Source organism: Bacillus sp. M13(2017) (assembly GCF_002218325.1).
GTDB lineage: Bacteria > Bacillota > Bacilli > Bacillales > Bacillaceae_G > Bacillus_A > Bacillus_A thuringiensis_K.
Window position 1 is genome coordinate 583,686 of sequence record NZ_KZ268500.1, and the last position, 22,458, is coordinate 606,143.

Sequence of the window (22,458 nt, forward strand, 5' to 3'; positions counted from 1 at the left end):
CTATACATACCAAAAATTTAAAGAAAAGAAAATAGTTGTTGCAGAAAAAAAGTCCTAAAGTAAAGAAATTGTAAGAAAAGAGACCCTGATGTAAATAAAATAGGTAAATTAGCACGTTTTTGTAAAATGACATTTTTGGGTGAAAATTTCGATGCGTTTTAAAAATTGAAAGATATAAATATATTTGTAACACAATTTTATCATGATTTTCTTATTCTTTCAAATGAATATACTAAATTTTTAAAATAATATGACAAAGGAATTATAATGATATATATAGAATATAAAACAGGTTAAAAGAAAAGAAGCTGAATGTAATTCGCTTCTTTATGGTGATAATGAAATATTTGATTACGGCTGATAAATCTTAGGATAATCAAGTCAGTAGTCATTTATTCTAAAATTCATCTTTTAGCAACGTTAAAAATCTGTGATTCCATATGTTCTCGTAAAAATCAATTGTCTCTTTTGCGGACATAAAAGGATTATTCAACGTAGAGGTTGTTTTCTGTTCCATAAAGTTTTCGTATCCCAGCCCGTGGGCAAACTTAATCGTAGCATCCATACAGTACTCTGTTTGGGCACCACAAAATTCAATGCGATTTACAGATAATTGATCTAAAATTTCTTTTAAGTTTGTTTTATAAAATGAATTTGCATGTGTTTTTCTTACAAAAAAATCTTGTTCTTGAACATCTAGATCGGTATGAATAGTCCAAAGTTCTTTCTCGGGTACTAAATCATCATCACAATGTTGAACAAAAAGGATTGGTTTATTTAATTTTCTGTATGAAGAAATTCTTTTATTTACTTTTGTTAGTAAGTTCTGTAAATCAAATAAATGCTCTCCGCTATAACATACGCCATTTTGTAAATCGATAACGATTAAAATATCTGCACAAGTAACCATTATTTTCACCCCTGTTCATTTCTTAATATATCAATTAATCCATTATTTAGAAATAGATGATATACTTTTATTTTTTTATGGACTATAAGAAAAGAAGAAATTCAAATGAATATAACTAAACCGCATAAAAAGAAGATATGAAAACCTAATCTCATATCTTCTTTTTTCTCTATGCATTTATAGGTTCTTCTACATAAGAAAGGGCATTTTCAAAATCGGATATTAAATCGTTAACATTTTCAAGACCGACTGATAACCGAAGTAATGAATTAGAGATTCCTCTTTCATCACGAGCTTCTTGCGACAGTGCTGCATGTGACATTTTTGCTGGATAAGAAAGAATAGACTCTACAGCTCCTAAACTAACTGCAAAAACAGGTAATTTTACTTTTGATAAAAATTGGCGGAGTGCATCTTCAGACTGCAAAGTAAACGACAAGACCGCGCCAGCTGATGTTGCTTGAGATTGTTGAATATCAAATCCGAGATGTGTTTGTAATCCCGGATAATAGACATTTTGTACTTTAGCGTGCTCTTGTAAATAATGTGCAATTTTATTGGCATTTTTAGCTGAATGCTCGAGGCGTACATGTAATGTTTTTAGACCGCGAAGTACGAGAGAACAATCTTGAGGCCCTAAAATAGCACCGAATGCATTTTGTAAAAATCCAAGCTTTTGAGCGAGTTCTGCATCTTTTACTACTGCTAATCCGGCAGTAACATCACTATGACCAGCAATAAATTTTGTAGCACTATGAAGAACTACATCAGCTCCAAGTTCAAATGGTTTTTGGAATAGTGGTGTCAAAAATGTATTATCAACAAAAGTAAGAGCGCCAATAGACTTTGCGAGTTTAGAAACCTCGCGAATATCTGTCACTTTTAAAAGTGGGTTAGAAGGTGTTTCTACATAAAAGAGCTTTGTATTTGGTTTAATGTTTTGTTTTATTTCTTCTAAATTGGTCATATCAACAAATGTATGTGAAACACCGTAACGGGAGAGTACCTCAGTTATCACTCGGTAAGTGCCTCCGTATACATCTTCAGAAATGAGTACGTGATCACCTTGTGAAAGAAGGAGGAATGCAGTGGAAATCGCTGCAATGCCTGATGCAAAGGCGAATCCTTTTGTTCCGCCTTCTAATAAAGCAATGATATCTTCAAGAGCTTCACGAGTTGGGTTTCCTGACCTGCTATAGTCATATTTTCCGAACGTATCTACATCAAACTGGTGAAAAGTTGATGTGTTATAAATAGGAACGTTCACAGCGCCTGTTTGCGAGTCATGTTTATATTGGTTGTGTAGTAAGAGTGTATCTATAGAATAGCTCATATTCTTACACCTTCTTTTACGAGTTTAATAGCTTGCTTTAAGTCTTGAATTAAATCGTTACTATTTTCAATGCCAACTGAGAATCGAAGAAGACGATTACATACGCCGTTTGCTGTTCTAATTTCTTCAGGAATATCAGCATGTGTTTGCGTTGCTGGATAAGTCATTAAACTTTCTACACCACCAAGACTTTCGGCAAATGTAATTAAGGATAAAGACTGTAAGAATGGATTAATCCAAGCTTCATCTTTAAGGCGGAATGAAATCATGCCGCCTCTTCCTGGATAAAATACATCTGTTACCCCGTCTTCATCGTTTAAATACGCAACAACTGCTTTCGCATTTTCTTCGTGTTGTCTCATGCGAAGCGCTAACGTTTTCATACCGCGAATTAATAACCATGAGTCAAATGGACTTAAAACTGCACCTGATGCATTATGATAATGAGCGATTTCCTCGCAAAGTTCCTTTCCTTTTGCAACGACAAGCCCGCTTAGTACATCGTTATGTCCCCCTAAATATTTCGTTGCGCTATGAAGTACAATGTCAGCACCTTCTGTTAATGGTTGCTGTATATAAGGTGTGTAGAATGTGTTGTCTACAATAAGAAGTAGTCCGTGCCTTTTCGCGACAGTTGCGACAGCAGCAATATCAGTAACTTGCATTAATGGATTAGTTGGAGTTTCTATGAAAATAGCCTTCACTTCAGTTGTGATAGCTTGCTCAATTTGTTTAATAGACTGTGTATTTACGTATCTACATCGAACATTCCACTTTTTTTCATGCTCAGAAAATAATCGATACGTTCCCCCGTATAAATCTTCAGATACAATAAGTTCGTCTCCAGAGCGGAATAGAGAAAGGACGAGGAGAACAGCCGCCATCCCTGAACTACAGGCATAACCTTGTTCGCCATATTCTAAGTCTGCGATCGCCCGTTCTAAAAGACCGCGAGTTGGATTGCCAGTTCGTGAATAGTCAAAGCCAGTAGATTTACCAATTCCTTCGTGACGATAAGCGGTTGAGAAATAAACTGGTGGATTAACCGTTCCAGTTTTAGTTTCACTGCGATTTCCGATTTGTGCTAGTTTTGTTTCGATTGTTGACATGTGAAAATTCCTCCTTTTTAAATTGAAACATTAAGTGAATATAAAATAAAAAAAGCCTTCTAAGAAGAAGGCTTTCGGTTTAAATAGAGTCTTCTTCTCATCTGTCAAATCTTTCACAATTTGCTGGAATTAGCACCTTATTAACAAAATGTTAATGGTTGCTGAGGCGTCACAGGGCCAGTCCCTCTACCTCTCTAGATAAGAATGTTCGTATGAAATTTTTATTATGTTTTTAACTTTACAACAAAAGATAATTGAATTGCAACTTTATTTTAAATAATTTTTATTTTTCCGCAATTGTCATTGACTTTTACTTTTGTGCATGCTAAATTTATAAAAAATTAACAAACATTGTTAAAAGGGGAACACATTTCCTTTTAGCTACATAAATAAAATAATAAAGACAACTCTTATTGAGAGCGGTGGAGGGAAAGGCCCTGTGAAACCCGGCAACCTTCAAACGAAATGTTTGAAACGGTGCTAATACCTGCAAAACGAATGTTTTGCATAATAAGAGGAGGAACGATTATGTCCCCCTCTTCAAAGTGAAGAGGGGTTTTTTATATTGATAGAAATGAGGGAGATTCGTGAAATTACTAGATTTATTATCAAAAGGAATTGTAATAGGTGATGGTGCGGTTGGGACGTTATTGCATTCACATGGTTTGCAAAGTAGTTTTGAAGAATTGAATGTATCTGATCCAGACTTAATTATATCAATTCATAAACAATATGTAGCTGCTGGAGCAGATGTAATTCAAACGAATACGTATGGAGCAAATGAGGCGAAATTACGTATGTATGGTTTAGAAAATCAAGTTACAGAAATTAATAGAGCGGCAGTAAAACTGGCGAAAGCATCTGTGGCAGATAAAAATGCAATTTTAGGAACAATCGGTGGTATGAAACATATCGGAGCTGTTACAACGACTGATATGGAAAGAGAGTTTATGTTACTTGAACAGGCGGAGGCTTTACTAGAAGAACAGGTTGATGGATTACTATTAGAAACTTTTTACGATGAATTTGAATTACTTCATGCCGTTAAAGTATTGCGTAAGCAAACGAATATTCCAATTGTTGCTCAATTAGCGTTACATGAAGCAGGTACGACTCAAAATGGAAATGATGTCAATGAAATATTAAAGCAACTTATAGATTACGGTGCAAATGTTGTTGGATTGAATTGTCAACTAGGGCCGCTTCATATGACGGAAGCTTTCAAAATGATATCGATTCCGCAAAATGGCTATTTATCAGCATACCCAAATGCAGGTCTCCCGAATTATGTGGAGGGACGTTACGTATATGAGGGAAGCCCAGCTTATTTCGAAGCGATGACACCGAGATTTATTGAGCAAGGTATTCGGTTATTGGGTGGTTGTTGTGGTACGACTCCAGAACATATTCAAAGTATGAAGCGCGCTGTTGCGAATATTACCCCTGTAATAGAAAAAGACACGATTCAAAGGCCGAAAGTCGTTCATACGCATGAGAAACGCTCGAAGGCTCACGTCACTCTAGCAGAGAAAGCGAAAAAACAAACGACAGTTGTAGTGGAATTAGATCCACCGAAAACGTTAGATACACAGCGTTTTTTTGAAGGAGCAAGAGCGTTAAAAAGAGCGGGAGCAGATGCTATTACTCTAGCAGATAATTCATTAGCATCACCTCGTGTTTCTAATATGGCAATGGGTGCGTTATTAACGAAGCATGATATCCCGGTATTGACGCATTTAACGTGTAGAGATCATAACGTCATTGGACTACAATCTCATTTGTTAGGTTTATCGGCGTTAGGGATGGAAGAAGTGTTAGCTTTAACTGGTGATCCAGCGCGCGTTGGTGATTTTCCCGGTGCCACTTCTGTATATGATTTATCCTCTATTGAGCTTATTAAAATGATTAAAGAAATGAACGGTGGACGTTCAATTTTAGGGAAATCAATTGGACCGGCGACAAGGTTTTCTGTAGGCGGCGCATTTAATCCTCATGTAAGGCACTTAAAAGCAGCGGTTAAGCGGATGGAACGAAAAATAGATGCTGGAGCGGAGTATTTTTTAACTCAGCCAATTTATGATATCAAGTTAATTGAAGAAGTGTATGAAGCGACAAAGCATTTGGAACAACCTATTTTTATTGGAATTATGCCGTTAGTAAGTAAGCGGAATGCAGATTTTCTTCATTTTGAGGTGCCGGGTATTACTCTTCCTGAAGAAATAAGAGAGAGAATGGATGGACATGAAACGAAAGAGGCAGCAATTGAGGAAGGGATTCGCATTTCACAAGAATTGATTGACGCAGCGATGAAATATTTTAATGGTATTTATCTTATTACACCATTTTTAAAGTATGAAATTACAGAACATCTTGTTAAATATGTAAGAGAAAAGCAAGAAGTGAAAGAAGGTATTAATTGATGAAGTGTATAGAAGAAAAATTAAAAAATAGCATTTTAATATTAGATGGTGCAATGGGGACAATGATTCAGCAAGAGGATTTAACTGCTGAAGATTTCGGAGGGGAAGAGTACGAGGGCTGTAATGAATATTTAGTAGAAACAAGACCAGACGTTATTTTAAAGATTCATAAAGCTTATATTGAAGCTGGAGCGGATATTATTGAAACAAATACATTTGGGGCAACGAATATTGTACTAAGTGATTATGAGCTGTCTCATTTAGATGAAGAACTAAATGAAAAGGCAGCACTTTTGGCGAAGCAAGCTGTTAAAGAAAGCGGGAAGGAAGTATATGTTGCGGGAGCGATGGGACCAACAACGAAAGCAATTAGTGTTACTGGTGGTGTGACTTTTGAAGAATTGATTGAGGCTTATACAAGGCAAGCACGAGGATTATTAAAAGGAGAAGTTGATGTATTACTCGTTGAGACGAGTCAAGATATGCGTAACGTGAAAGCAGCTTATATTGGAATTCAAGCTGCATTTGAAGAACTGAAAAAAACGGTTCCTATTATGATTTCAGGAACGATTGAGCCAATGGGAACGACTCTGGCTGGGCAAACAATTGAAGCTTTTTATTTATCAGTAGAACATATGAAACCATTATCTGTTGGGTTAAACTGTGCGACTGGTCCGGAGTTTATGAGGGACCATATTCGTTCACTATCTGATTTATCGGAGTGTTACATTTCTTGTTATCCAAATGCAGGTCTTCCTGATGAAGATGGACATTACCATGAATCTCCATCTTCTCTTGCTGAAAAGGTGAAGCGATTTGCTGAAGAAGGATGGGTTAATATTATTGGTGGTTGTTGTGGCACGACACCAGAACATATAAAAGCAATGAAATCCGCGCTAGCACCTCTTAAGCCTCGTGACCATCATGAGAGAGAAGGACATGGAGTTAGTGGATTAGAAGCACTGCAATATGATGAGTCTATGAGACCGTTATTTGTGGGTGAAAGAACGAATGTTATTGGGTCACGTAAATTTAAACGATTAGTAGCAGAAGGGAAATTTGAAGAGGCTGCTGAAGTGGCAAGAGCGCAAGTGAAGAAAAATGCTCATATTATTGACATTTGTATGGCAGATCCTGATCGCGATGAAATAGAAGATATGGAAAACTTCTTAGCAGAAGTTACGAAAGTTTTAAAAGTACCGATTATGATTGATTCAACAGATGAAAATGTGATGGAGCGAGCTCTTACTTATATTCAAGGAAAAGCTGTTATTAATTCAATTAATTTAGAAGATGGAGAAGAACGATTTAAAAAAGTGACACCGCTTCTTCAGAAGTATGGTGCCGCTATAGTTGTAGGAACAATTGATGAAGACGGTATGGCGGTTAGTGCGGAACGAAAGATAGAAATTGCGAAAAGAAGCTATGAATTACTTACAAAGAAGTATGGAATACGCCCGTCAGATATTATTTTTGATGCACTTGTGTTTCCAGTAGGGACAGGTGATGAAGAATATATTGGTTCAGCGGCAGCGACTATAGAAGGAATTCGCCTTATTAAAGAAGCGTTACCAGAGTGTTTAACGATTTTAGGTGTAAGTAACATATCATTTGGTTTACCACCGGCTGGACGTGAAGTATTAAATTCAGTTTTTTTATACCATGCTACGAAAGCAGGATTAGATTACGCGATTGTGAATACGGAAAAATTAGAACGCTATGCGTCGATTCCAGAGGAAGAAAAACGACTTGCAGATGCATTACTGTTTGAAACGACGAAAGAGACATTGGAAGAATTTACAAATTTTTACCGAGTTGCTAAAAAGAAAGATGTCGTTGTGCAAGAAACGTTAACGCTTGATGAAAGACTAGCAAATTATATTGTAGAAGGTACGAAACAAGGATTACACGAGGATTTAAGTCTTGCACTTGAAGAAGGAAGAAAACCTCTTGATATTATTAACGGTCCGCTTATGACAGGGATGGACGAGGTAGGACGACTATTTAATAATAATGAACTTATTGTTGCTGAAGTATTGCAAAGTGCCGAAAGTATGAAAGCCGCTGTAAGCTATTTAGAGCCACATATGGAATCTAGTGATAGTGCGAAAAAAGGGAAAGTGTTATTAGCAACTGTAAAAGGTGACGTGCATGATATTGGGAAAAATCTCGTTGAAATTATTTTAGCGAATAACGGATATGAGATTATTAATTTAGGAATTAATGTACGTTCGGATCGAATTGTTCAAGAAGTACAAGAAAAGAAGCCAGACATTATAGGTCTTTCAGGTTTATTAGTAAAATCAGCGCAACAAATGGTAACGACTGCTGAAGATTTAAAAGCAGCAAATATTGATGTGCCCATTGTTGTAGGTGGTGCAGCGTTAACGAGAAAGTTTACAGATAATCGGATTTCACCATCATATAAAGGGCTCGTTTGTTATGCGAGTGATGCGATGACGGGGCTCGATATTATTAATAAGCTTCAAAAAGAAGAAGAGCGTGAGAAGATGAAACAGGATAAAAAAGAACGTCATCTTCATATCGTAAAAAAAGAGGAGAAGAAAGTAGAAATTCCAGCAGTAATTGAGCTATTACCGAAGGCTGAAGTTATCGTGCCTGATTCAACAAAACGAATTGTATTACGCGATATTCCGGCCCTTCATCTCGCCCCATTTTTAAATAGACAAATGCTACTTGGGCATCACCTTGGATTAAAAGGAAATGTGAAGAAGCTTTTGAAAGAGGGAGATAAGAGAGCGCATGAATTAAATGATTTAATAGATGAATTATTGCAGGAAGGACAATCTTGGTTAAAGCCGAAAGCAGTGTATCAATTTTTCCCAGCGCAAAGCGACGGACAAAACATTGTAATATATGATCCAGAAGATCATACACGTGTTATAGAGCGTTTCACATTCCCTAGACAAGGAAAGGCCCCCTATCGTACTTTAAGTGATTATTTGCGCCCAATTGGAGATGAGATGGACTATGTTGCTTTCTTATCTGTTACGGTTGGGGAAGGAGTTCGGGACATTGCTGAAGAGTGGAAGGGGAAAGGTGATTACTTACGTAGTCATGCCATTCAATCGTTAGCGCTTGAATTAGCAGAAGGACTTGCTGAAAAAACACATATGCTCATTCGTGATCGCTGGGGCATTCCGGACTCACCTGAACTGACGATGGAAGAACGTTTCCGTACGAAATATAGAGGAATACGTGTGTCATTTGGTTATCCAGCGTGTCCAGAACTTGCAGATCAAGAAAAGCTATTTCGCTTAATTCATCCAGAGGAAATAGGTATTTCATTAACAGAAGGATTCATGATGGAGCCAGAAGCATCCGTAACGGCTATGGTATTTTCTCACCCTGAGGCAAGATATTTTAGTGTATTATAGTCTTGAAGGGGGAGACGTATGAAGAAAATAGTCTTTACAGGTGGCGGTTCGGCAGGACATGTAACACCTAATTTAGCCATTATCCCATATTTACAGGAAGACAACTGGGATATCTCTTATATTGGTTCTCATCAAGGTATTGAGAAAACGATTATAGAAAAGGAAGGCATTCCCTACTATAGTATTTCGAGTGGAAAGCTACGTCGTTATTTTGATTTGAAAAATATAAAAGATCCTTTTCTTGTAATGAAGGGTGTTATGGATGCGTATGTAAGGATTCGAAAACTAAAACCAGATGTGATTTTTTCAAAAGGCGGTTTCGTATCTGTACCAGTCGTAATTGGAGGATGGCTAAATAGAGTACCAGTTTTATTACATGAATCTGATATGACGCCAGGACTAGCAAATAAAATTGCGCTTCGTTTTGCTTCGAAAATATTTGTTACATTTGAAGAAGCAGCGAAACATTTACCGAAAGAAAAAGTAATATATACGGGATCTCCTGTACGTGAAGAAGTGCTGAAGGGAAATCGTGAAAAAGGTTTAGCATTTTTAGGTTTTTCACGTAAAAAGCCAGTTATTACGATTATGGGGGGCAGCTTGGGCGCGAAAAAAATTAATGATACGGCTCGAGAAGCATTACCAGAACTTCTTAACAAGTATCAAATTGTTCACCTTTGCGGAAAAGGTAACCTTGACGAAAGTTTACAAAATAAAGATGGATATAGACAATTTGAATATGTACATGGAGAACTGCCAGATATATTAGCGGTAACAGATTTTGTTATTTCACGCGCGGGCTCCAACGCAATTTTTGAATTTTTAACATTACAAAAGCCGATGGTTTTAATTCCATTATCGAAATTTGCAAGCCGTGGAGATCAAATATTAAATGCAGAGTCCTTTGAAAGGAAAGGGTATGCCTCCGTATTATATGAAGAAGATGTAACTGTAAAATCTCTTATAAAGTATGTCGAAGAATTGAATCAAAATAATGAGAAGTATAAAACAGCACTAAAAAAATATAATGGAAAAGAAGCAATTAAAACAATCATTCAAAATATTTCAGAGGCATGATGAAACAATCATGCCTCTTTTAGTAGGGTGAAAGATTCCAAGAATTGATATTTTTATGTTACAATAAAGTGAAACTTTAATCAGTTGGGTGCATCCCACATCTAACTTCTTTACTTTTACTGAATTTTGAGGAGGGAGTCTTACTGCCCTCAAATAGCGGGATAACAAATGGGTTAATAGGGAAATTCCAATTAATGAAGCGTGAAAATACGAATGGATTAGGAGTGACTGTGTTGGAGCTAAGTCTCTATGAAAATACTGCACTTATTATATGCTTTGTGTTGTACGTTGGTAGTGTTATTGTTTATATTTCAAGGAAATTTTCGCAAGAAAGAGAGCTTGAAAAGTCAGAGATAACAGCTGAACTAGAAATGTTAGCTGATGAAAGTTATAAAAAACAAAAAATAAAAGAAGACCATGAAGCATCTCATCATTTAAACGCAAATAAGTTTTAAAGATGGGGATTTTTTTTGAAGTTGTTCTTTATTATAGCTATAACAAATAACGCTAAAAAGGAGTTTCCCCATACATAATGAAGGAGTGTATATAAATGAATTTTTATATCGCCTCAGGTTTCCAAAATAAACATCTTGTACGTTCCGTAGCAAATGAACTGAAACATGCAGGATGGCACCATACATATGATTGGACAAAAAACGAAAGAGTAGCGAATGAAGAACAATTAAGAGAAATTGGTCAGGCAGAACAAAACGCTGTAAAAAAAGCGGATGTATTTTTACTTATATTAGATGGCGGAAACGGGAGCCATACAAAGTTTGGAATGGCGATTGCACTAGAGAAAACGATATATGTATATCAGGCAGAAAACCCGCTCCAAACAACGTTCTATCACTTGCCGGAAATAAATATTTTTGAAGGAGATGTAGCTGAGTTTGCATCTTATGTTATGAATCATATGAAATAATAGTAACTACCTAAAAGGTTATAAAAGTGATCTTTTGGGTACAGTGATGATAAGAAACGTATATAAAGGAGTACATAATATGAAATTAGAAAATGGATGGGAAACGAGCTTTTTAGAAGTCGTACAAAATAGTGAATTTAAGAAAGAGGCACTTCTTAGTCAATTGCTTTGTCAGGATAGTGAAGAAGTAGAAGAGCTTGTGGATGATTACGGCTACGAAGAACTTGTTGAACGTGAACATGATGATGAGTTAGCTGAAATCTTAGGAGAAGAACTTTTTAGTGAGATGGAACGCCAAGTATTCTTATCTTCAAACCCAGAAGAAAAACTTATTTCATTCGTCAATGGATTAGGTTTTCATGTGCTAGATTGGATAGTTCTTCTTGAAACAGAATTTGGCATTGATAGTGCAAGCTTTACATCAGATGCTGTGAAGGTGTTAGAAAAGCGTTTCAGACAATTTCCATACATAGAGGACAAGACAATTTTTGATATGACATTTGGAGAATCGATGGATGTATTAGAATCTGTTACAGGATTACAACTAAAGGAAAAGATGAACGTATAATGAAAAAAGAACGTGATTGGATCACGTTCTTTTTTACATAATAATAATTTTATCATCTAGTTTTGTCTGCCCGGTAAGAAGTGCGTTTAAATATTCCACTTTTCTTATACAAGCTTGTATATGTCTTTCAATCTCTTGTAACTCTGCTTGGTGATGTGTTTCAATTGGATGAATTTGTACGTTGAATTTTTCAAATTGACTACTATATGTTATTTCTGCATAGCCGCTCATAATATCGGTTTCGTTATGAAATAAAAATTGCTTCGTTTTGTCACAGAATGATACATCCTGAAAGCCATATACTTTTAATGCTTCAATTACTTTTTTAATCATTTTTGTATTCATTTTTTAACCCTCTTTGCGAAGTTCTACTTATATATTATAACATAAAAAATTACATAGAAAGCGCTTCCAAATGTATTTTATTATAAACTTTACGTTTCAATCACAAAAATGAAACAAAGAAAAAATAATTGTAAAGAAGGAAGGACTCTTTTATTGTTTCGTCATATATATAGAGAAATAGTGCAATGAAAGGAAATTTTCCGAGGTGGAGATCGTATTTCCAATTTGAGCGCAGTAAAAGAGGTGAGAATCTTGAACTTTGATATTGTAGGACAAAAAGCATATATAAAAGATGGACCGCATCGGAACCGAATTGGAATTGTAAAGAAAAACAAGACAAAATTAGCATCGCAGTTTGCTATTGTAATTGGAGAACAAATCATTGATGTAGAGCTAAAGGATATCGTGTTAGTTGGAGTAGACGTAGGACAATTTCATAAATGGTGCGAACAAAATGGTTATTTGTGAAAAGGACGGGCTGTGAGATAATGAAATATATTTGAGGAAAGAGGATATGTTATTGTATTCTCTTTTTCTATGTTTAAGGAGGCGAAAATGAAATATAAAGAACAGGAGTTTATGTTGGAGTTAAAAGAGAACATTCAATGTATGGAGAAGGAAATAGAGCGAATATCACTTAAACTGCATAAAGAGTATTCGCATTTATAAATAGAAAAACACATGGAATTAGATATGGGATTTGCAAGAGAAAAAGAGAATCCCTTTGAGGTGGGTTATTATTCATCAGTTGCTATAGCTATATTAGATGAAGAAAAAGAGATGATTGAATTTCATAATATTCTAATTTGGAAATGCGAAAGAATCTTTTTAGGAATGCCAATTCAATCAAACATTTTGGGGAGTAAGAAAGTAGGGGAACTCGCTGATGAATCTTGTTATGAGATTGAGGAAGAGTTAAAAGAGTAACTAGAAGAATACTTGGAGTGATAATTCTCAAGATAAAATCTATAAAGAGGGAACGGAATAAAAAAGACGCTAACAATTGTATGTTAGCGTCTTTTTTCATTATGAAGCAATTTCACCAGTTTTTGTATCATCTTGATTGTACGTATCTTGATCTAATTCACCAAGCCATTTACTTGAAATAAGACCTGCTGTCATAGAACCACTTACGTTAAGAGCTGTACGCCCCATATCGATTAATGGCTCAACCGAGATAACTAGAGCAACAATACCGATTGGTAAGTTCATCGTAGATAGTACGATTAAAGCTGCGAATGTTGCGCCGCCACCAACTCCGGCAACACCGAATGAGCTAATAGCAACAACAGCGATTAAAGTTAAAATAAATTGTGGTTGTAATGGATCAATTCCTACAGTTGGAGCGACCATCATTGCAAGCATTGCTGGATAAATACCTGCGCAACCGTTTTGTCCGATAGATACCCCAAATGAAGCTGCGAAGTTTGCAATTCCTTCGGAAATACCAAGCTTTTCTTTTTGAGCTTCAATATTTAATGGCATCGCACCAGCACTAGAGCGAGATGTGAATGCAAAAGTTAGTACAGGGAACACTTTTTTCAAATATTGAATTGGATTTAAACCAGACAATGCAATTAATAATAAGTGAATGATAAACATTACGATAAGTGCTACGTAAGAGGCTAACACGAAGTTACCAAGTTTTAAAATAGCATTTATATCGCTACCAGCAACTGTTTTTGCCATAAGAGCTAATACGCCGTATGGAGTAAGGCGTAAAATTAATGTTACCATACGCATTACGATTGCATATACAGCATCAAGCATATTCTTAAATAGTTCTGCTTGTTCTGGATATTTTCGTTTTACACCTATAAAGGCAATGCCGATAAAGGCTGCAAATATTACGACAGAAATTGTTGATGTTGGACGAGCGCCTGTTAAATCAAGAAACGGATTTGTAGGTAATAGCTCTAATAATTTATCTGGAATTGTTGTCTTTTCAATAGAAGTAAATCTTTCTTCAACTAGTTTCAGACGAGCAGATTCTGCATCACCTTGTTGTAGGCCTGTTGCAGATACATCAAATCCTGCACTTGCAGCGATACCGACAGCTGCAGCGATTCCTGTAGTAAGAATTAAAATACCGATAATAAGGCCACTAATTTTACCAAGATTTTTCGTTAACTGTAATTTTGTAAATGCTGAAATAATAGATACTAAAATAAGTGGCATAACGATCATTTGAAGTAATTTTACATAACCGTTACCGATTAAGCCAAACCAAGTATTTGATTCAATAATTACTTTAGAAGTTGGCTCATAAATAAATTGTAATATAAGACCGAATAAAATACCGACTCCTAAAGCGGTAAATACACGTTTATTAAAAGATACATGCTTACGTTGCATATAATATAATACGCCAACTAAGATGAGCATGACTGCAACGTTAATTCCGACAAGCAGTGTATTCATGTTGATTCCCCCTAATTCCAATCTGTTATATAGAATATAAGGTAATAAAACCTATAAGTCAACTAGGAAATTACGGAATTAAAAAAAAGATGGCAAAATGCCATCTTTTAATGTCCAGCTCCAGGCACAAGTAAGAATGTCGTGTAGTATGTAAATCCTATGAAGAAAACAGTTAAATATGCCCCGAATACGTATATATACATACGCTCTGTTAATTTTAAATAGCTTAAAAGTACGAAGAATCCTGTTTGTCCTAAAAATAGTAGTGCGGCCTGTTGCATATCCCCTACGTAAAACATAACCGAGAAAATTCCAGTCCAAAAGCCGAGAACGCGAAACATGCGCTCCATGCCATCTCCCTCCTTTTCTAAAAAAAGTAAACCTCACCTCATTATAGTTTATTTTTCTTACTATTGTAAATATTCGTTCATATAAAAAGAAGCCATTTATAAATGGCTTCTTTTTATATGAGAAATTAAATTGTTAGTTTATAATTACAAGATTTACATCCATCTAATAGACTATCATTTCGAGTTAATTCCATGTTAGGGAATAGGATTTCAAAAATTCCTTTCATCATATCTCCGTGCATGTTACAAATTTCAGTTGGGTGATGAACAGCAACTTCCTTAAATGGACAATTGTGTACATCATAGAAAATTTTTGTTCCATCTGCACTTAATTCAAATGCAGGTGATAAGCCAGCTGTTGAGAAAGCTTCTTTTGCAATTTGAACCTTTTGTTCCACTGTTAAAGCATCTTCACTCACATTTAAACGCAGCATATGTTGTTGCATTAATTCTGCCCCAAATTGTTTTCCTGTTTCGTATAGCGCTTTCTCACCAGCAGCGCCAAGGCTAAGTAAAGAATTGAATGCGATTCTTGCTAACAATTGATAATCACGGAATGGAAATTGCAATTGAATAACATCTTCAGATAAGACATATAATCTGCTTGGTCTTCCGCCTTTTCCAGTTTTCTTCGTTTCCGATTTAAGCATATGAACATCTTCTAATTTAGATAAATGTAAACGTGCTACGTTTGGATGAATATCGAATTCATCTGCAATTTCTTGTACCGTTACGTAACTATGTTTTTGCGAAATATATTTATAAATGTAATAACGAGTTGGGTCAGCTAAAACACCTGTAATTTTTAAAGCTTGTTCCATGAGGATCTCCACCTTTATCACTTTATCCAAGATAATAACATTATAATACAGATAAACATAAGTATAGGTAATTTCAGACAATAATTCGGAAATTGTTCATAATTTCACAAACATATTTTTCCTTTTTCTTCTATTGAAAATACAAAAGTCCCAATTTTTATTGCGCATGTTTTCATGCTATATACATAGTGAGGAGGGAAAAGTGATGAATGGGATTGGAATTTTTGCGAATGCAATTTTAAAAGAAGCGTGTAGGGTACAAGCGTCAGATTTACATATTGTGCCCCGGCAGAAGGATGTAGCGGTGCAACTACGTATAGGAAAAGATTTAATGACGAGACAGTGTATTGAAAAGGAGTTTGGAGAAAAACTTGTCTCACATTTCAAATTTTTAGCATCTATGGACATAGGAGAGAAACGGAAGCCACAGAATGGTTCGTTGTATTTGCAAATTGATGGACAAGAAGTGTATTTACGCCTTTCAACACTTCCAACAGTATATCAAGAAAGTCTTGTTATTCGCCTCCATTTACAAGCATCTGTTCAGCCCTTATCACATCTTTCGTTATTTCCAAGTACAGCAGCAAAACTACTCTCGTTTTTACGCTATTCACAGGGGCTACTCGTGTTTACTGGACCGACTGGATCTGGGAAGACGACGACAATGTATGCATTATTAGAGGTAATTAGAAAAAAGAAAACACGCCGCATCATTACACTTGAAGATCCGGTTGAAAAAAGAAGTGACGATGTATTACAAATTCAAATAAATGAAAAAGCGGGTCTCACATATGAAACAGGATTAAAGGCTATTTTACGTCATGATCCAGATATTATTTTAGTCGGTGAAATACGTGATGAAGAAACAGCAAAAATAGCTATAAGAGCAAGTTTGACAGGACATTTAGTAATGACAACGCTGCATACGAATGATGCGAAAGGAGCAATCATTCGTTTCATGGATTATGGTATAACGAGGCAAGAGATTGAACAGTCTTTATTGGCTGTGGCTGCACAGCGACTTGTCGAATTGAAGTGTCCGTTTTGCAGAGGAAAGTGCTCAACTTTATGTAAATCAATGAGGCAAGTAAGGCAAGCAAGCATTTATGAGCTACTATATGGATATGAGTTAAAACAAGCGCTTAAAGAAGCAGATGGAGAATGTGTTACTTACAAACATGAGACTTTAGAATCGTCAATACGAAAAGGATATGCTTTAGGTTTTTTAGAAGAAGATGTTTATGTTTAAGAAAACTTGGAGTTTAAGTGATCAAGTAGTATTGTTGAAACGTTTAGGAGAATTATTAGAAAAAGGCTACTCTCTTTTACAAGCATTAGAATTTTTACAGTTTCAATTACCTGTAGAAAAGAAAGTACAATTGCAGGGCATGATTGAGGGGTTAAAAGATGGGAAAAGTCTACACGATTCTTTTCATCAGTTAAAGTTTCATCAGGACATGTTAAGTTATTTATTTTATGCCGAGCAACATGGTGATATTTCTTTTGCTTTGCAACAAGGAAGTGCACTTCTTTATAAGAAAGATAAGTATAGGAGAGACATGATGAAAATAATGCAGTATCCTATGTTTTTGATGTTTTTTTTACTAATCATGCTTTTTATTTTTAAACTCATTTTATTACCTCAGGTTGAAATGGTTTATAGTTCGTTCGGTTCTAATACACCACTACTTACAGAACAAATTCTAAGTGCAATAAAACTGCTACCTTACATTATTTTAACCGCTATTTTAACTGTTATTATTGGATGTAGTTTATATATGTTGTATTTTAGGAAACTTCCACATATTAGACAGGTAAAAATCATGCTTCGTATTCCTCTCATCAAAACATTTCTTATTTTAAAGCATTCACATTATTTTGCTACTCAGTTGAGTGGTTTATTAAATGGTGGACTATCAGTATGCGAAGCTTTAACAATAATGATGGAGCAAAGATATCATCCGTTCTTTCAATATGAAGCGAGCCGGATTGAAAGACAATTAATTGGAGGAGAACAGTTACAATCTATCATTGCTAAAAGTGGGTATTACGAGAAAGAACTTTCTTATGTTATTACGCATGGACAAGCAAACGGCAATTTAGGGATTGAATTAGGTGACTATAGCGATCTTATTATGGAAAAGATGGAACGGAAAATTAAACATATGTTAGTTATCATTCAGCCTATTTTATTTACATGTATTGGAGGAATCGTTGTCCTTATGTATTTAGCGATGATTATGCCGATGTTTCAAATGATGGATTCTATTTAGGGGGCATTTGTATGCAAAATGAGGAAGGATTTACTCTGTTAGAGATGCTATTAGTAATGGTTGTCATAACTATATTATTACTATTAATTATTCCGAATGTAGTTACACAGCGCTCATCGGTCCAAGGAAAAGGGTGTGCAGCTTACGTGAAATCTATAGAAGCGCAAATACAAGTATATCAATTACAACATAATAAAATTCCATCGTTAAAAGAACTGGCAGATGAAAAGTATATTACAACTGATAAGTGTCCGAATGGCGAATCTATTCATATATCAGATGATGGCACAGTATCAATTAGGGCATTGTGAAACAGCAAGGATTTACTTTTTTAGAAATGTTACTCGTTTTATTTGCTATTTCTGTATTAAGTATAGTTACGTATTTTAGTGTTCATTCCTTATACGAGCGACAAAAAGTTGAACAATTTTTGAGACAGTTTTCAAATGATATTTTATATATGCAGCAATTAGCGATAAACCGTCAAAAGCACTATACATTACGTTGGCATAAAGATAGAAATATGTATGCTATAAAAGAGTCAGGTACAAAGTATTATATCGTCAAGCGAGAGTATGAAGAAGATATACAAATCGATTTGCATACGTTTCCAAATCCGATGACATATAATCCAAGTGGAAATATTAATAGAGGTGGTACGATTATAATTTCGTATAGAAATTATAAATATGAAATTGTATTTCAGCTTGGAAGAGGGAGATTTACGTATCGTGAAATGTCAAAAAGGATCCATAATGGCTGAAATGATTGTATCGTTAAGTGTTTTAATGATGGCTGTATCGTTACTACTACCGCAAACAGCATTAGTTATGCAAGAAAGAAAAAATATACAAATTCGTTATAAGGCATCTGGGTTATTAAAAAAAGAAGCAGCTATATATATGTATGGAAATGAAGAAAAGCGAATAATAGAAAAGAATATAAATGGAATTGTGTATTACACATATTGGGGAGGCAACGAAGTTTGTACCATGTGGAGAGATGTGAAAGACAGAATGATGGAACAATGCTTTTATGTAGGAGAAAAAATAAATTAGAATTTGGTTTTTCATTAATAGAAATGATTGTATGTCTGTTTCTATTATCAATATTTTTTTTGCTCTTTCCCCGCCTACATTTCATTGAAATGGAAAATAAACAGTCGAAAGGGTTAAATGATTGGGAGTGGAATGTGTTTTTAGGTCAAATGCAATTGGAGTTTCGTGAAGTATCATCTGGAGAACAGCTAGCATTTGAAAATGGAGAAAGTATTTTACGATTCCGATCGCGTAATGGGAGTGAAGTATCGTATGAAAAAGAGAATAGTCGTCTTATAAGAAAGGTAAATAGGCGCGGGAGGGAAGTTGTTTTACAAAATATTGGAACGGTTTCTTACAAACTAACACCTCATGTACTCATTATAAATGTGAAAGATACTAGTGGGGAAATATATGAAGGTGTAGTTATGCGATATAGCGAAATAGGAATAAACGTATGAGAAAGCAAAATGGATTTACAATGCCTGGGACGATTATCTTTCTTATTTTATTAACTTCTTTTTTTATATACGAAACAAATATGTTGTTTACAGATAAAAATTTTTATATAGAAATAGAACAAAAGTTTTTACTGGATGAACTACTTAACCGATCTATTACAGATATAAAAAAAGACTTACAGCAACAAGAAAATGAAGGTACATTCTTCTTTCAGTATGAAAAGGGAGAAGCGAGTGGAAATTATGTCTTTGAAAATGATTTAATTCTCGTTGCGTTACAGTGCACACTCAAACAGGAAGCTTTCTATACGGTGAGCTTTCGGTATAGAAAAAAGGATGGAAAAATAGTCGATTGGATAGAAGGATAATATGTAAAAAATACGAAGAAAAACCAGGGATTTCTATTGTAAATTGAATTGATTTTTTAGAAGAAATGGATAAATATAATGATTAAAAGTTTAAATTTTCTCAAAAAAGAGAAAGGTAGAAAGAATGTGATATATTCATGCTATCCAATCATTATTTTTAGGGAGAATAGGGAAATGACAAACAACAATCAAATAGGTGAAAATAAGGAACAAACTATTTTTGATCATAAAGGAAATACGATTATGACAGAAGATAGAGAAATACACATTATTTCAAAATTCGAAGAACCTCTTATTGTCGTATTAGCAAATGTACTGAGTGATGAAGAGTGTGATGAATTAATTGAAATGTCTAAAAATAAAATGAAGCGTTCTAAAGTTGGTTCATCACGTGATGTAAATGATATTCGAACAAGTAGCGGTGCATTTTTAGAAGACAGTGAACTTACTTTAAAGATTGAAAAACGAATTTCATCTATCATGAATGTTCCTGCGTCGCATGGTGAAGGATTGCACATTTTAAATTATGAAGTGGATCAACAATATAAAGCACACTATGATTATTTTGCGGAACATAGTAGATCAGCTGCTAACAATCGTATTAGTACGCTTGTAATGTACTTAAATGATGTAGAAGAAGGCGGGGAAACGTACTTCCCGAAATTAAATCTTTCTGTACACCCTAGAAAGGGAATGGCAGTATACTTTGAGTATTTTTATCAAGATCAATCACTAAATGAGCTTACGTTACACGGAGGGGCACCTGTAACGAAAGGCGAGAAATGGATTGCAACGCAGTGGGTGAGAAGAGGTACTTATAAGTAAAAGCGAGTGTTACGTTTTGTTCTTCATAGTATAAGAACAAAACGTTTTTTATTAAACAAAGTAGCATCTTTCGTTATAATAACAATTAATAAATGACGATTGAGAGGACAGAAAATGAAATCTATATACATAACCGGCTATATGGGAGCAGGAAAAACAACAATTGGAAAAGCGTTAAGTAAAGAACTTCAAATAGATGTTGTAGATACTGATCAAAAAGTTGAAGAGAAGCAAGAGAAGGCAATTCGAAATATTTTTGCCGAAGAAGGTGAAATGGCTTTTCGGGAATATGAAAGCGAAATGTTACGTTCGCTACCAGTCCATAATGTCATTATTACAACTGGTGGGGGAATTATTGAACGAGCGGAAAATCGCAAGTGGATGAAAGAGAACGGAACTGTCGTGTATTTATATTGTGATCCGCATGTAATTGCAGAAAGGCTTCGTGAAGATACGACACGTCCACTATTTCAAAAGAAAGATATAGATGCATTCGTAAAGAAATTTGAATCACGCCGAGCTTATTATGAAGAGGCTCACATTCATATCGATACGACAAATAAGCCTGTAAGGCAAATTATGAATGAGTTAAAGGAAAAGATTAATGTATAAAAAAGTGGACATACTAATCAAGTAGAGGTGATGATAATATGTCTACTAATGATTATGTTCGCTTTGTGACGCAGCAGTTTGTGTCGTATATGGATGCTCCAAAAGAAGATCGAAAACAAAAGAAAGAACAACGCCGTGCTGAAAAAGAGCCATTTATGAATAAGTGGTTTGGTGTTATGCCGCTGAGTGCTGCTTTGTTTTACCGAAATGTAAAAAGTAAAAGAAAAAAATCAAGTTAAATTTTAGTCATATGTCTAGCAAACCAAAAATCCCCTAGTGTCGTATTACACTAGGGGATTTTTATTTACTGCACGGATTCTTTTTCTTCCGTAACGGCATGTATTTTATTGTTAACCCATACGAACCCTATTCCGATACAAATAGAAATGCCCCAGCCGACAGCGGTCATAATCGCTCTCATTTCACCATAGCCATCTACACCAAAAACAGAGATGAAATAAATTTTTAAAAAGCTTTTTAATATAAATTGCAGCCCGAAAAATAACGTTAAATATTGTAGTGCTGGATAGATACGACTATCACGATAAAGCTCACGACTTTTATCGCGGTCATGCCCTTGCAGCGCTGCAATATCCGCAGCGAAATATAACATGAGTGGTTTTTTTATGAAAATTGTACAGATGACGATAATACCGAGTACGATGTGATAATATGCATCATTCCACAACATTCGTTCAGCTGACCCAGATAATAAATCTACCGTTGTATTAGAAATAAGTGTAATTAAAATAAAGAACCCTGTCACGTTAAACTGTTTTTCTTTTTTAAAGGTATACAGTGTATAAATAATCCCCGGAACAGAGGAAAGTAACATCGCGTAATAAGGATCGATATAAGGTTTTGCAAATTTCCAAATGAGGAATGGGATTACGAGATAAAAGACAAGATCTAATATAGCTTTTTTATTTTGATTCATACAAAGCCTCCTTAAGTCATACATATATTTTATAATATAATTTCTGAAAATTGTATAAGGTTTAATGGGAAAAGAAAAAATATATCAATTTTCGAGGGGTTAGTAGATTGAAAAAAATTGCCCCTAGCGTAGTAAGTTTTTTTAGTATATAATAAAGGAAACGCTTTCATTTTGATTTGTTCACAAAATGGACGGAAAATCACATATTTACTATCTATATGTTGCTTTATAATGAAACTAATTAAATATACATGCATACAATATTGTG

At 35.0% G+C, this 22,458-nt stretch carries 25 protein-coding genes, 2 pseudogenes and 2 riboswitches; of the genes and pseudogenes, 18 read left to right on the forward strand and 9 right to left on the reverse strand.

All coding sequences use genetic code 11. The annotated features are described in order from the left end of the window. Window positions 1-397: 397 nt before the first annotated feature. The 3 genes from CGQ22_RS03325 to metI all read right to left on the reverse strand — a co-directional run bounded on the left by CGQ22_RS03325 (window position 398) and on the right by metI (window position 3,352). Window positions 398-910, reverse strand: a complete 513-nt coding sequence (locus CGQ22_RS03325; protein WP_000255614.1) for a cysteine hydrolase family protein — start codon at window positions 908-910, stop codon at window positions 398-400. 169 nt (window positions 911-1,079) lie between these two features. Next, window positions 1,080-2,243: a cystathionine beta-lyase gene (gene metC / locus CGQ22_RS03330; RefSeq protein WP_000122295.1), complete on the reverse strand. Its 1,164-nt coding sequence runs from the start codon at window positions 2,241-2,243 to the stop codon at window positions 1,080-1,082. After that, window positions 2,240-3,352, reverse strand: coding sequence for a cystathionine gamma-synthase/O-acetylhomoserine thiolyase (gene metI, locus CGQ22_RS03335; RefSeq protein ID WP_000103871.1), 1,113 nt, complete (start codon window positions 3,350-3,352; stop codon window positions 2,240-2,242). Before metI ends, metC begins: the two co-directional genes overlap by 4 nt. Before the next feature lie 94 nt (window positions 3,353-3,446). Next, window positions 3,447-3,557: riboswitch (SAM riboswitch) on the reverse strand. Window positions 3,558-3,759: 202 nt separating this feature from the next. Continuing rightward, a riboswitch (SAM riboswitch) is annotated at window positions 3,760-3,869 on the forward strand. A 70-nt stretch (window positions 3,870-3,939) separates the two neighbouring features. Here metI and CGQ22_RS03340 point away from each other — a divergent pair. The 6 genes from CGQ22_RS03340 to CGQ22_RS03365 all read left to right on the forward strand — a co-directional run bounded on the left by CGQ22_RS03340 (window position 3,940) and on the right by CGQ22_RS03365 (window position 11,740). Beyond that, window positions 3,940-5,772: a bifunctional homocysteine S-methyltransferase/methylenetetrahydrofolate reductase gene (locus CGQ22_RS03340; protein ID WP_000770349.1), complete on the forward strand. Its 1,833-nt coding sequence runs from the start codon at window positions 3,940-3,942 to the stop codon at window positions 5,770-5,772. Then, window positions 5,772-9,170 carry a methionine synthase gene (gene metH / locus CGQ22_RS03345; RefSeq protein WP_046945819.1) on the forward strand — a complete coding sequence of 1,133 codons (3,399 nt, stop codon included), beginning with the start codon at window positions 5,772-5,774 and terminating at the stop codon, window positions 9,168-9,170. Before CGQ22_RS03340 ends, metH begins: the two co-directional genes overlap by 1 nt. Before the next feature lie 18 nt (window positions 9,171-9,188). Beyond that, window positions 9,189-10,247, forward strand: a complete 1,059-nt coding sequence (gene murG / locus CGQ22_RS03350) for an undecaprenyldiphospho-muramoylpentapeptide beta-N-acetylglucosaminyltransferase (RefSeq protein WP_000724778.1) — start codon at window positions 9,189-9,191, stop codon at window positions 10,245-10,247. A 194-nt stretch (window positions 10,248-10,441) separates the two neighbouring features. After that, window positions 10,442-10,702 (forward strand): DUF3966 domain-containing protein, encoded by a 261-nt coding sequence (locus CGQ22_RS03355; RefSeq protein WP_000817964.1) that lies wholly within the window; start codon window positions 10,442-10,444, stop codon window positions 10,700-10,702. A 95-nt stretch (window positions 10,703-10,797) separates the two neighbouring features. Continuing rightward, window positions 10,798-11,172: a nucleoside 2-deoxyribosyltransferase gene (locus CGQ22_RS03360; RefSeq protein ID WP_089148285.1), complete on the forward strand. Its 375-nt coding sequence runs from the start codon at window positions 10,798-10,800 to the stop codon at window positions 11,170-11,172. 79 nt (window positions 11,173-11,251) lie between these two features. Beyond that, the gene (locus tag CGQ22_RS03365) at window positions 11,252-11,740 is read left to right on the forward strand and encodes a hypothetical protein (RefSeq protein WP_000764269.1); all 489 of its coding nucleotides are present in this window, start codon (window positions 11,252-11,254) and stop codon (window positions 11,738-11,740) included. A 33-nt stretch (window positions 11,741-11,773) separates the two neighbouring features. Here the strand turns inward: CGQ22_RS03365 and CGQ22_RS03370 are convergent, their stop codons facing one another. Beyond that, the gene (locus CGQ22_RS03370) at window positions 11,774-12,085 is read right to left on the reverse strand and encodes a hypothetical protein (RefSeq protein ID WP_001093237.1); all 312 of its coding nucleotides are present in this window, start codon (window positions 12,083-12,085) and stop codon (window positions 11,774-11,776) included. 252 nt (window positions 12,086-12,337) lie between these two features. Here CGQ22_RS03370 and CGQ22_RS03375 point away from each other — a divergent pair, with 252 nt between their 5' ends. Beyond that, entirely contained in the window at window positions 12,338-12,553 is a 216-nt protein-coding gene (locus tag CGQ22_RS03375; RefSeq protein WP_001008332.1) for a DUF3912 family protein, read from the forward strand. A gap of 87 nt (window positions 12,554-12,640) precedes the next feature. Continuing rightward, window positions 12,641-13,012 (forward strand): annotated as a pseudogene (locus CGQ22_RS03380) (hypothetical protein). A 99-nt stretch (window positions 13,013-13,111) separates the two neighbouring features. Here CGQ22_RS03380 and CGQ22_RS03385 read toward each other — a convergent pair. From CGQ22_RS03385 to CGQ22_RS03395, 3 genes are all read right to left on the reverse strand, one after another. Beyond that, on the reverse strand, window positions 13,112-14,506 hold the full coding sequence (locus CGQ22_RS03385; protein WP_001094346.1) for an L-cystine transporter: 1,395 nt from the start codon (window positions 14,504-14,506) through the stop codon (window positions 13,112-13,114). Between the two features lie 107 nt (window positions 14,507-14,613). Continuing rightward, window positions 14,614-14,856: a DUF2626 domain-containing protein gene (locus tag CGQ22_RS03390; RefSeq protein WP_000440717.1), complete on the reverse strand. Its 243-nt coding sequence runs from the start codon at window positions 14,854-14,856 to the stop codon at window positions 14,614-14,616. 125 nt (window positions 14,857-14,981) lie between these two features. Next, a complete protein-coding gene (locus tag CGQ22_RS03395; protein ID WP_000434104.1) occupies window positions 14,982-15,677 on the reverse strand; it encodes a helix-turn-helix transcriptional regulator in 696 nt (231 codons plus the stop codon). 205 nt (window positions 15,678-15,882) lie between these two features. Here CGQ22_RS03395 and comGA point away from each other — a divergent pair, with 205 nt between their 5' ends. From comGA to CGQ22_RS03445, 10 genes are all read left to right on the forward strand, one after another. Continuing rightward, window positions 15,883-16,926, forward strand: coding sequence for a competence type IV pilus ATPase ComGA (gene comGA, locus CGQ22_RS03400; RefSeq protein ID WP_089148286.1), 1,044 nt, complete (start codon window positions 15,883-15,885; stop codon window positions 16,924-16,926). Beyond that, complete coding sequence (gene comGB / locus CGQ22_RS03405; RefSeq protein ID WP_002164182.1) at window positions 16,913-17,950, forward strand: competence type IV pilus assembly protein ComGB; 1,038 nt, start codon at window positions 16,913-16,915, stop codon at window positions 17,948-17,950. The genes comGA and comGB overlap by 14 nt, the downstream gene beginning before the upstream one ends. An 11-nt stretch (window positions 17,951-17,961) precedes the next feature. After that, window positions 17,962-18,261, forward strand: coding sequence for a competence type IV pilus major pilin ComGC (gene comGC / locus CGQ22_RS03410; protein ID WP_001178686.1), 300 nt, complete (start codon window positions 17,962-17,964; stop codon window positions 18,259-18,261). Then, the gene (comGD, locus tag CGQ22_RS03415; protein WP_000813141.1) at window positions 18,258-18,713 is read left to right on the forward strand and encodes a competence type IV pilus minor pilin ComGD; all 456 of its coding nucleotides are present in this window, start codon (window positions 18,258-18,260) and stop codon (window positions 18,711-18,713) included. The genes comGC and comGD overlap by 4 nt, the downstream gene beginning before the upstream one ends. After that, entirely contained in the window at window positions 18,706-19,008 is a 303-nt protein-coding gene (locus CGQ22_RS03420) for a hypothetical protein (protein ID WP_000829463.1), read from the forward strand. The genes comGD and CGQ22_RS03420 overlap by 8 nt, the downstream gene beginning before the upstream one ends. Next, window positions 18,978-19,448 (forward strand): competence type IV pilus minor pilin ComGF, encoded by a 471-nt coding sequence (comGF, locus tag CGQ22_RS03425; protein ID WP_000923105.1) that lies wholly within the window; start codon window positions 18,978-18,980, stop codon window positions 19,446-19,448. The genes CGQ22_RS03420 and comGF overlap by 31 nt, the downstream gene beginning before the upstream one ends. Further along, window positions 19,445-19,816: a competence type IV pilus minor pilin ComGG gene (comGG, locus tag CGQ22_RS03430; protein WP_001231319.1), complete on the forward strand. Its 372-nt coding sequence runs from the start codon at window positions 19,445-19,447 to the stop codon at window positions 19,814-19,816. The genes comGF and comGG overlap by 4 nt, the downstream gene beginning before the upstream one ends. Window positions 19,817-19,990: 174 nt before the next feature. Beyond that, window positions 19,991-20,641: a 2OG-Fe(II) oxygenase gene (locus CGQ22_RS03435; RefSeq protein ID WP_000183865.1), complete on the forward strand. Its 651-nt coding sequence runs from the start codon at window positions 19,991-19,993 to the stop codon at window positions 20,639-20,641. Between the two features lie 114 nt (window positions 20,642-20,755). Then, complete coding sequence (locus CGQ22_RS03440; protein WP_000836647.1) at window positions 20,756-21,253, forward strand: shikimate kinase; 498 nt, start codon at window positions 20,756-20,758, stop codon at window positions 21,251-21,253. Between the two features lie 38 nt (window positions 21,254-21,291). Continuing rightward, window positions 21,292-21,492, forward strand: a complete 201-nt coding sequence (locus tag CGQ22_RS03445; RefSeq protein WP_000106083.1) for a YqzE family protein — start codon at window positions 21,292-21,294, stop codon at window positions 21,490-21,492. A 65-nt stretch (window positions 21,493-21,557) separates the two neighbouring features. On the opposite strand, the gene CGQ22_RS03450 is transcribed toward CGQ22_RS03445, so the two are convergent. Together CGQ22_RS03450 and CGQ22_RS32320 are read right to left on the reverse strand one after the other, a co-directional pair. Then, a complete protein-coding gene (locus tag CGQ22_RS03450) occupies window positions 21,558-22,190 on the reverse strand; it encodes a VC0807 family protein (protein ID WP_001073110.1) in 633 nt (210 codons plus the stop codon). A 141-nt stretch (window positions 22,191-22,331) separates the two neighbouring features. Next, a pseudogene (locus tag CGQ22_RS32320) lies at window positions 22,332-22,447 on the reverse strand (GTP pyrophosphokinase). Window positions 22,448-22,458: the final 11 nt, after the last annotated feature.

Excerpts from the sequence above, each read along its gene's own strand:
- comGB (WP_002164182.1), top strand. The coding sequence starts at position 16,913 with ATGTTTATGTTTAAGAAAACTTGGAGTTTAAGTGATCAAGTAGTATTG.
- metI (WP_000103871.1), bottom strand. The coding sequence starts at position 3,352 with ATGTCAACAATCGAAACAAAACTAGCACAAATCGGAAATCGCAGTGAA.
- CGQ22_RS03360 (WP_089148285.1), top strand. The coding sequence starts at position 10,798 with ATGAATTTTTATATCGCCTCAGGTTTCCAAAATAAACATCTTGTACGT.
- CGQ22_RS03370 (WP_001093237.1), bottom strand. The coding sequence starts at position 12,085 with ATGAATACAAAAATGATTAAAAAAGTAATTGAAGCATTAAAAGTATAT.
- CGQ22_RS03390 (WP_000440717.1), bottom strand. The coding sequence starts at position 14,856 with ATGGAGCGCATGTTTCGCGTTCTCGGCTTTTGGACTGGAATTTTCTCG.
- metC (WP_000122295.1), bottom strand. The coding sequence starts at position 2,243 with ATGAGCTATTCTATAGATACACTCTTACTACACAACCAATATAAACAT.
- CGQ22_RS03420 (WP_000829463.1), top strand. The coding sequence starts at position 18,706 with ATGGCTGAAATGATTGTATCGTTAAGTGTTTTAATGATGGCTGTATCG.
- CGQ22_RS03435 (WP_000183865.1), top strand. The coding sequence starts at position 19,991 with ATGACAAACAACAATCAAATAGGTGAAAATAAGGAACAAACTATTTTT.
- murG (WP_000724778.1), top strand. The coding sequence starts at position 9,189 with ATGAAGAAAATAGTCTTTACAGGTGGCGGTTCGGCAGGACATGTAACA.
- comGF (WP_000923105.1), top strand. The coding sequence starts at position 18,978 with ATGCTTTTATGTAGGAGAAAAAATAAATTAGAATTTGGTTTTTCATTA.
- CGQ22_RS03450 (WP_001073110.1), bottom strand. The coding sequence starts at position 22,190 with ATGAATCAAAATAAAAAAGCTATATTAGATCTTGTCTTTTATCTCGTA.
- CGQ22_RS03445 (WP_000106083.1), top strand. The coding sequence starts at position 21,292 with ATGTCTACTAATGATTATGTTCGCTTTGTGACGCAGCAGTTTGTGTCG.
- CGQ22_RS03395 (WP_000434104.1), bottom strand. The coding sequence starts at position 15,677 with ATGGAACAAGCTTTAAAAATTACAGGTGTTTTAGCTGACCCAACTCGT.
- CGQ22_RS03440 (WP_000836647.1), top strand. The coding sequence starts at position 20,756 with ATGAAATCTATATACATAACCGGCTATATGGGAGCAGGAAAAACAACA.
- metH (WP_046945819.1), top strand. The coding sequence starts at position 5,772 with ATGAAGTGTATAGAAGAAAAATTAAAAAATAGCATTTTAATATTAGAT.
- CGQ22_RS03365 (WP_000764269.1), top strand. The coding sequence starts at position 11,252 with ATGAAATTAGAAAATGGATGGGAAACGAGCTTTTTAGAAGTCGTACAA.
- comGA (WP_089148286.1), top strand. The coding sequence starts at position 15,883 with ATGAATGGGATTGGAATTTTTGCGAATGCAATTTTAAAAGAAGCGTGT.
- CGQ22_RS03355 (WP_000817964.1), top strand. The coding sequence starts at position 10,442 with ATGAAGCGTGAAAATACGAATGGATTAGGAGTGACTGTGTTGGAGCTA.
- CGQ22_RS03325 (WP_000255614.1), bottom strand. The coding sequence starts at position 910 with ATGGTTACTTGTGCAGATATTTTAATCGTTATCGATTTACAAAATGGC.
- CGQ22_RS03385 (WP_001094346.1), bottom strand. The coding sequence starts at position 14,506 with ATGAATACACTGCTTGTCGGAATTAACGTTGCAGTCATGCTCATCTTA.
- comGC (WP_001178686.1), top strand. The coding sequence starts at position 17,962 with ATGCAAAATGAGGAAGGATTTACTCTGTTAGAGATGCTATTAGTAATG.
- comGG (WP_001231319.1), top strand. The coding sequence starts at position 19,445 with ATGAGAAAGCAAAATGGATTTACAATGCCTGGGACGATTATCTTTCTT.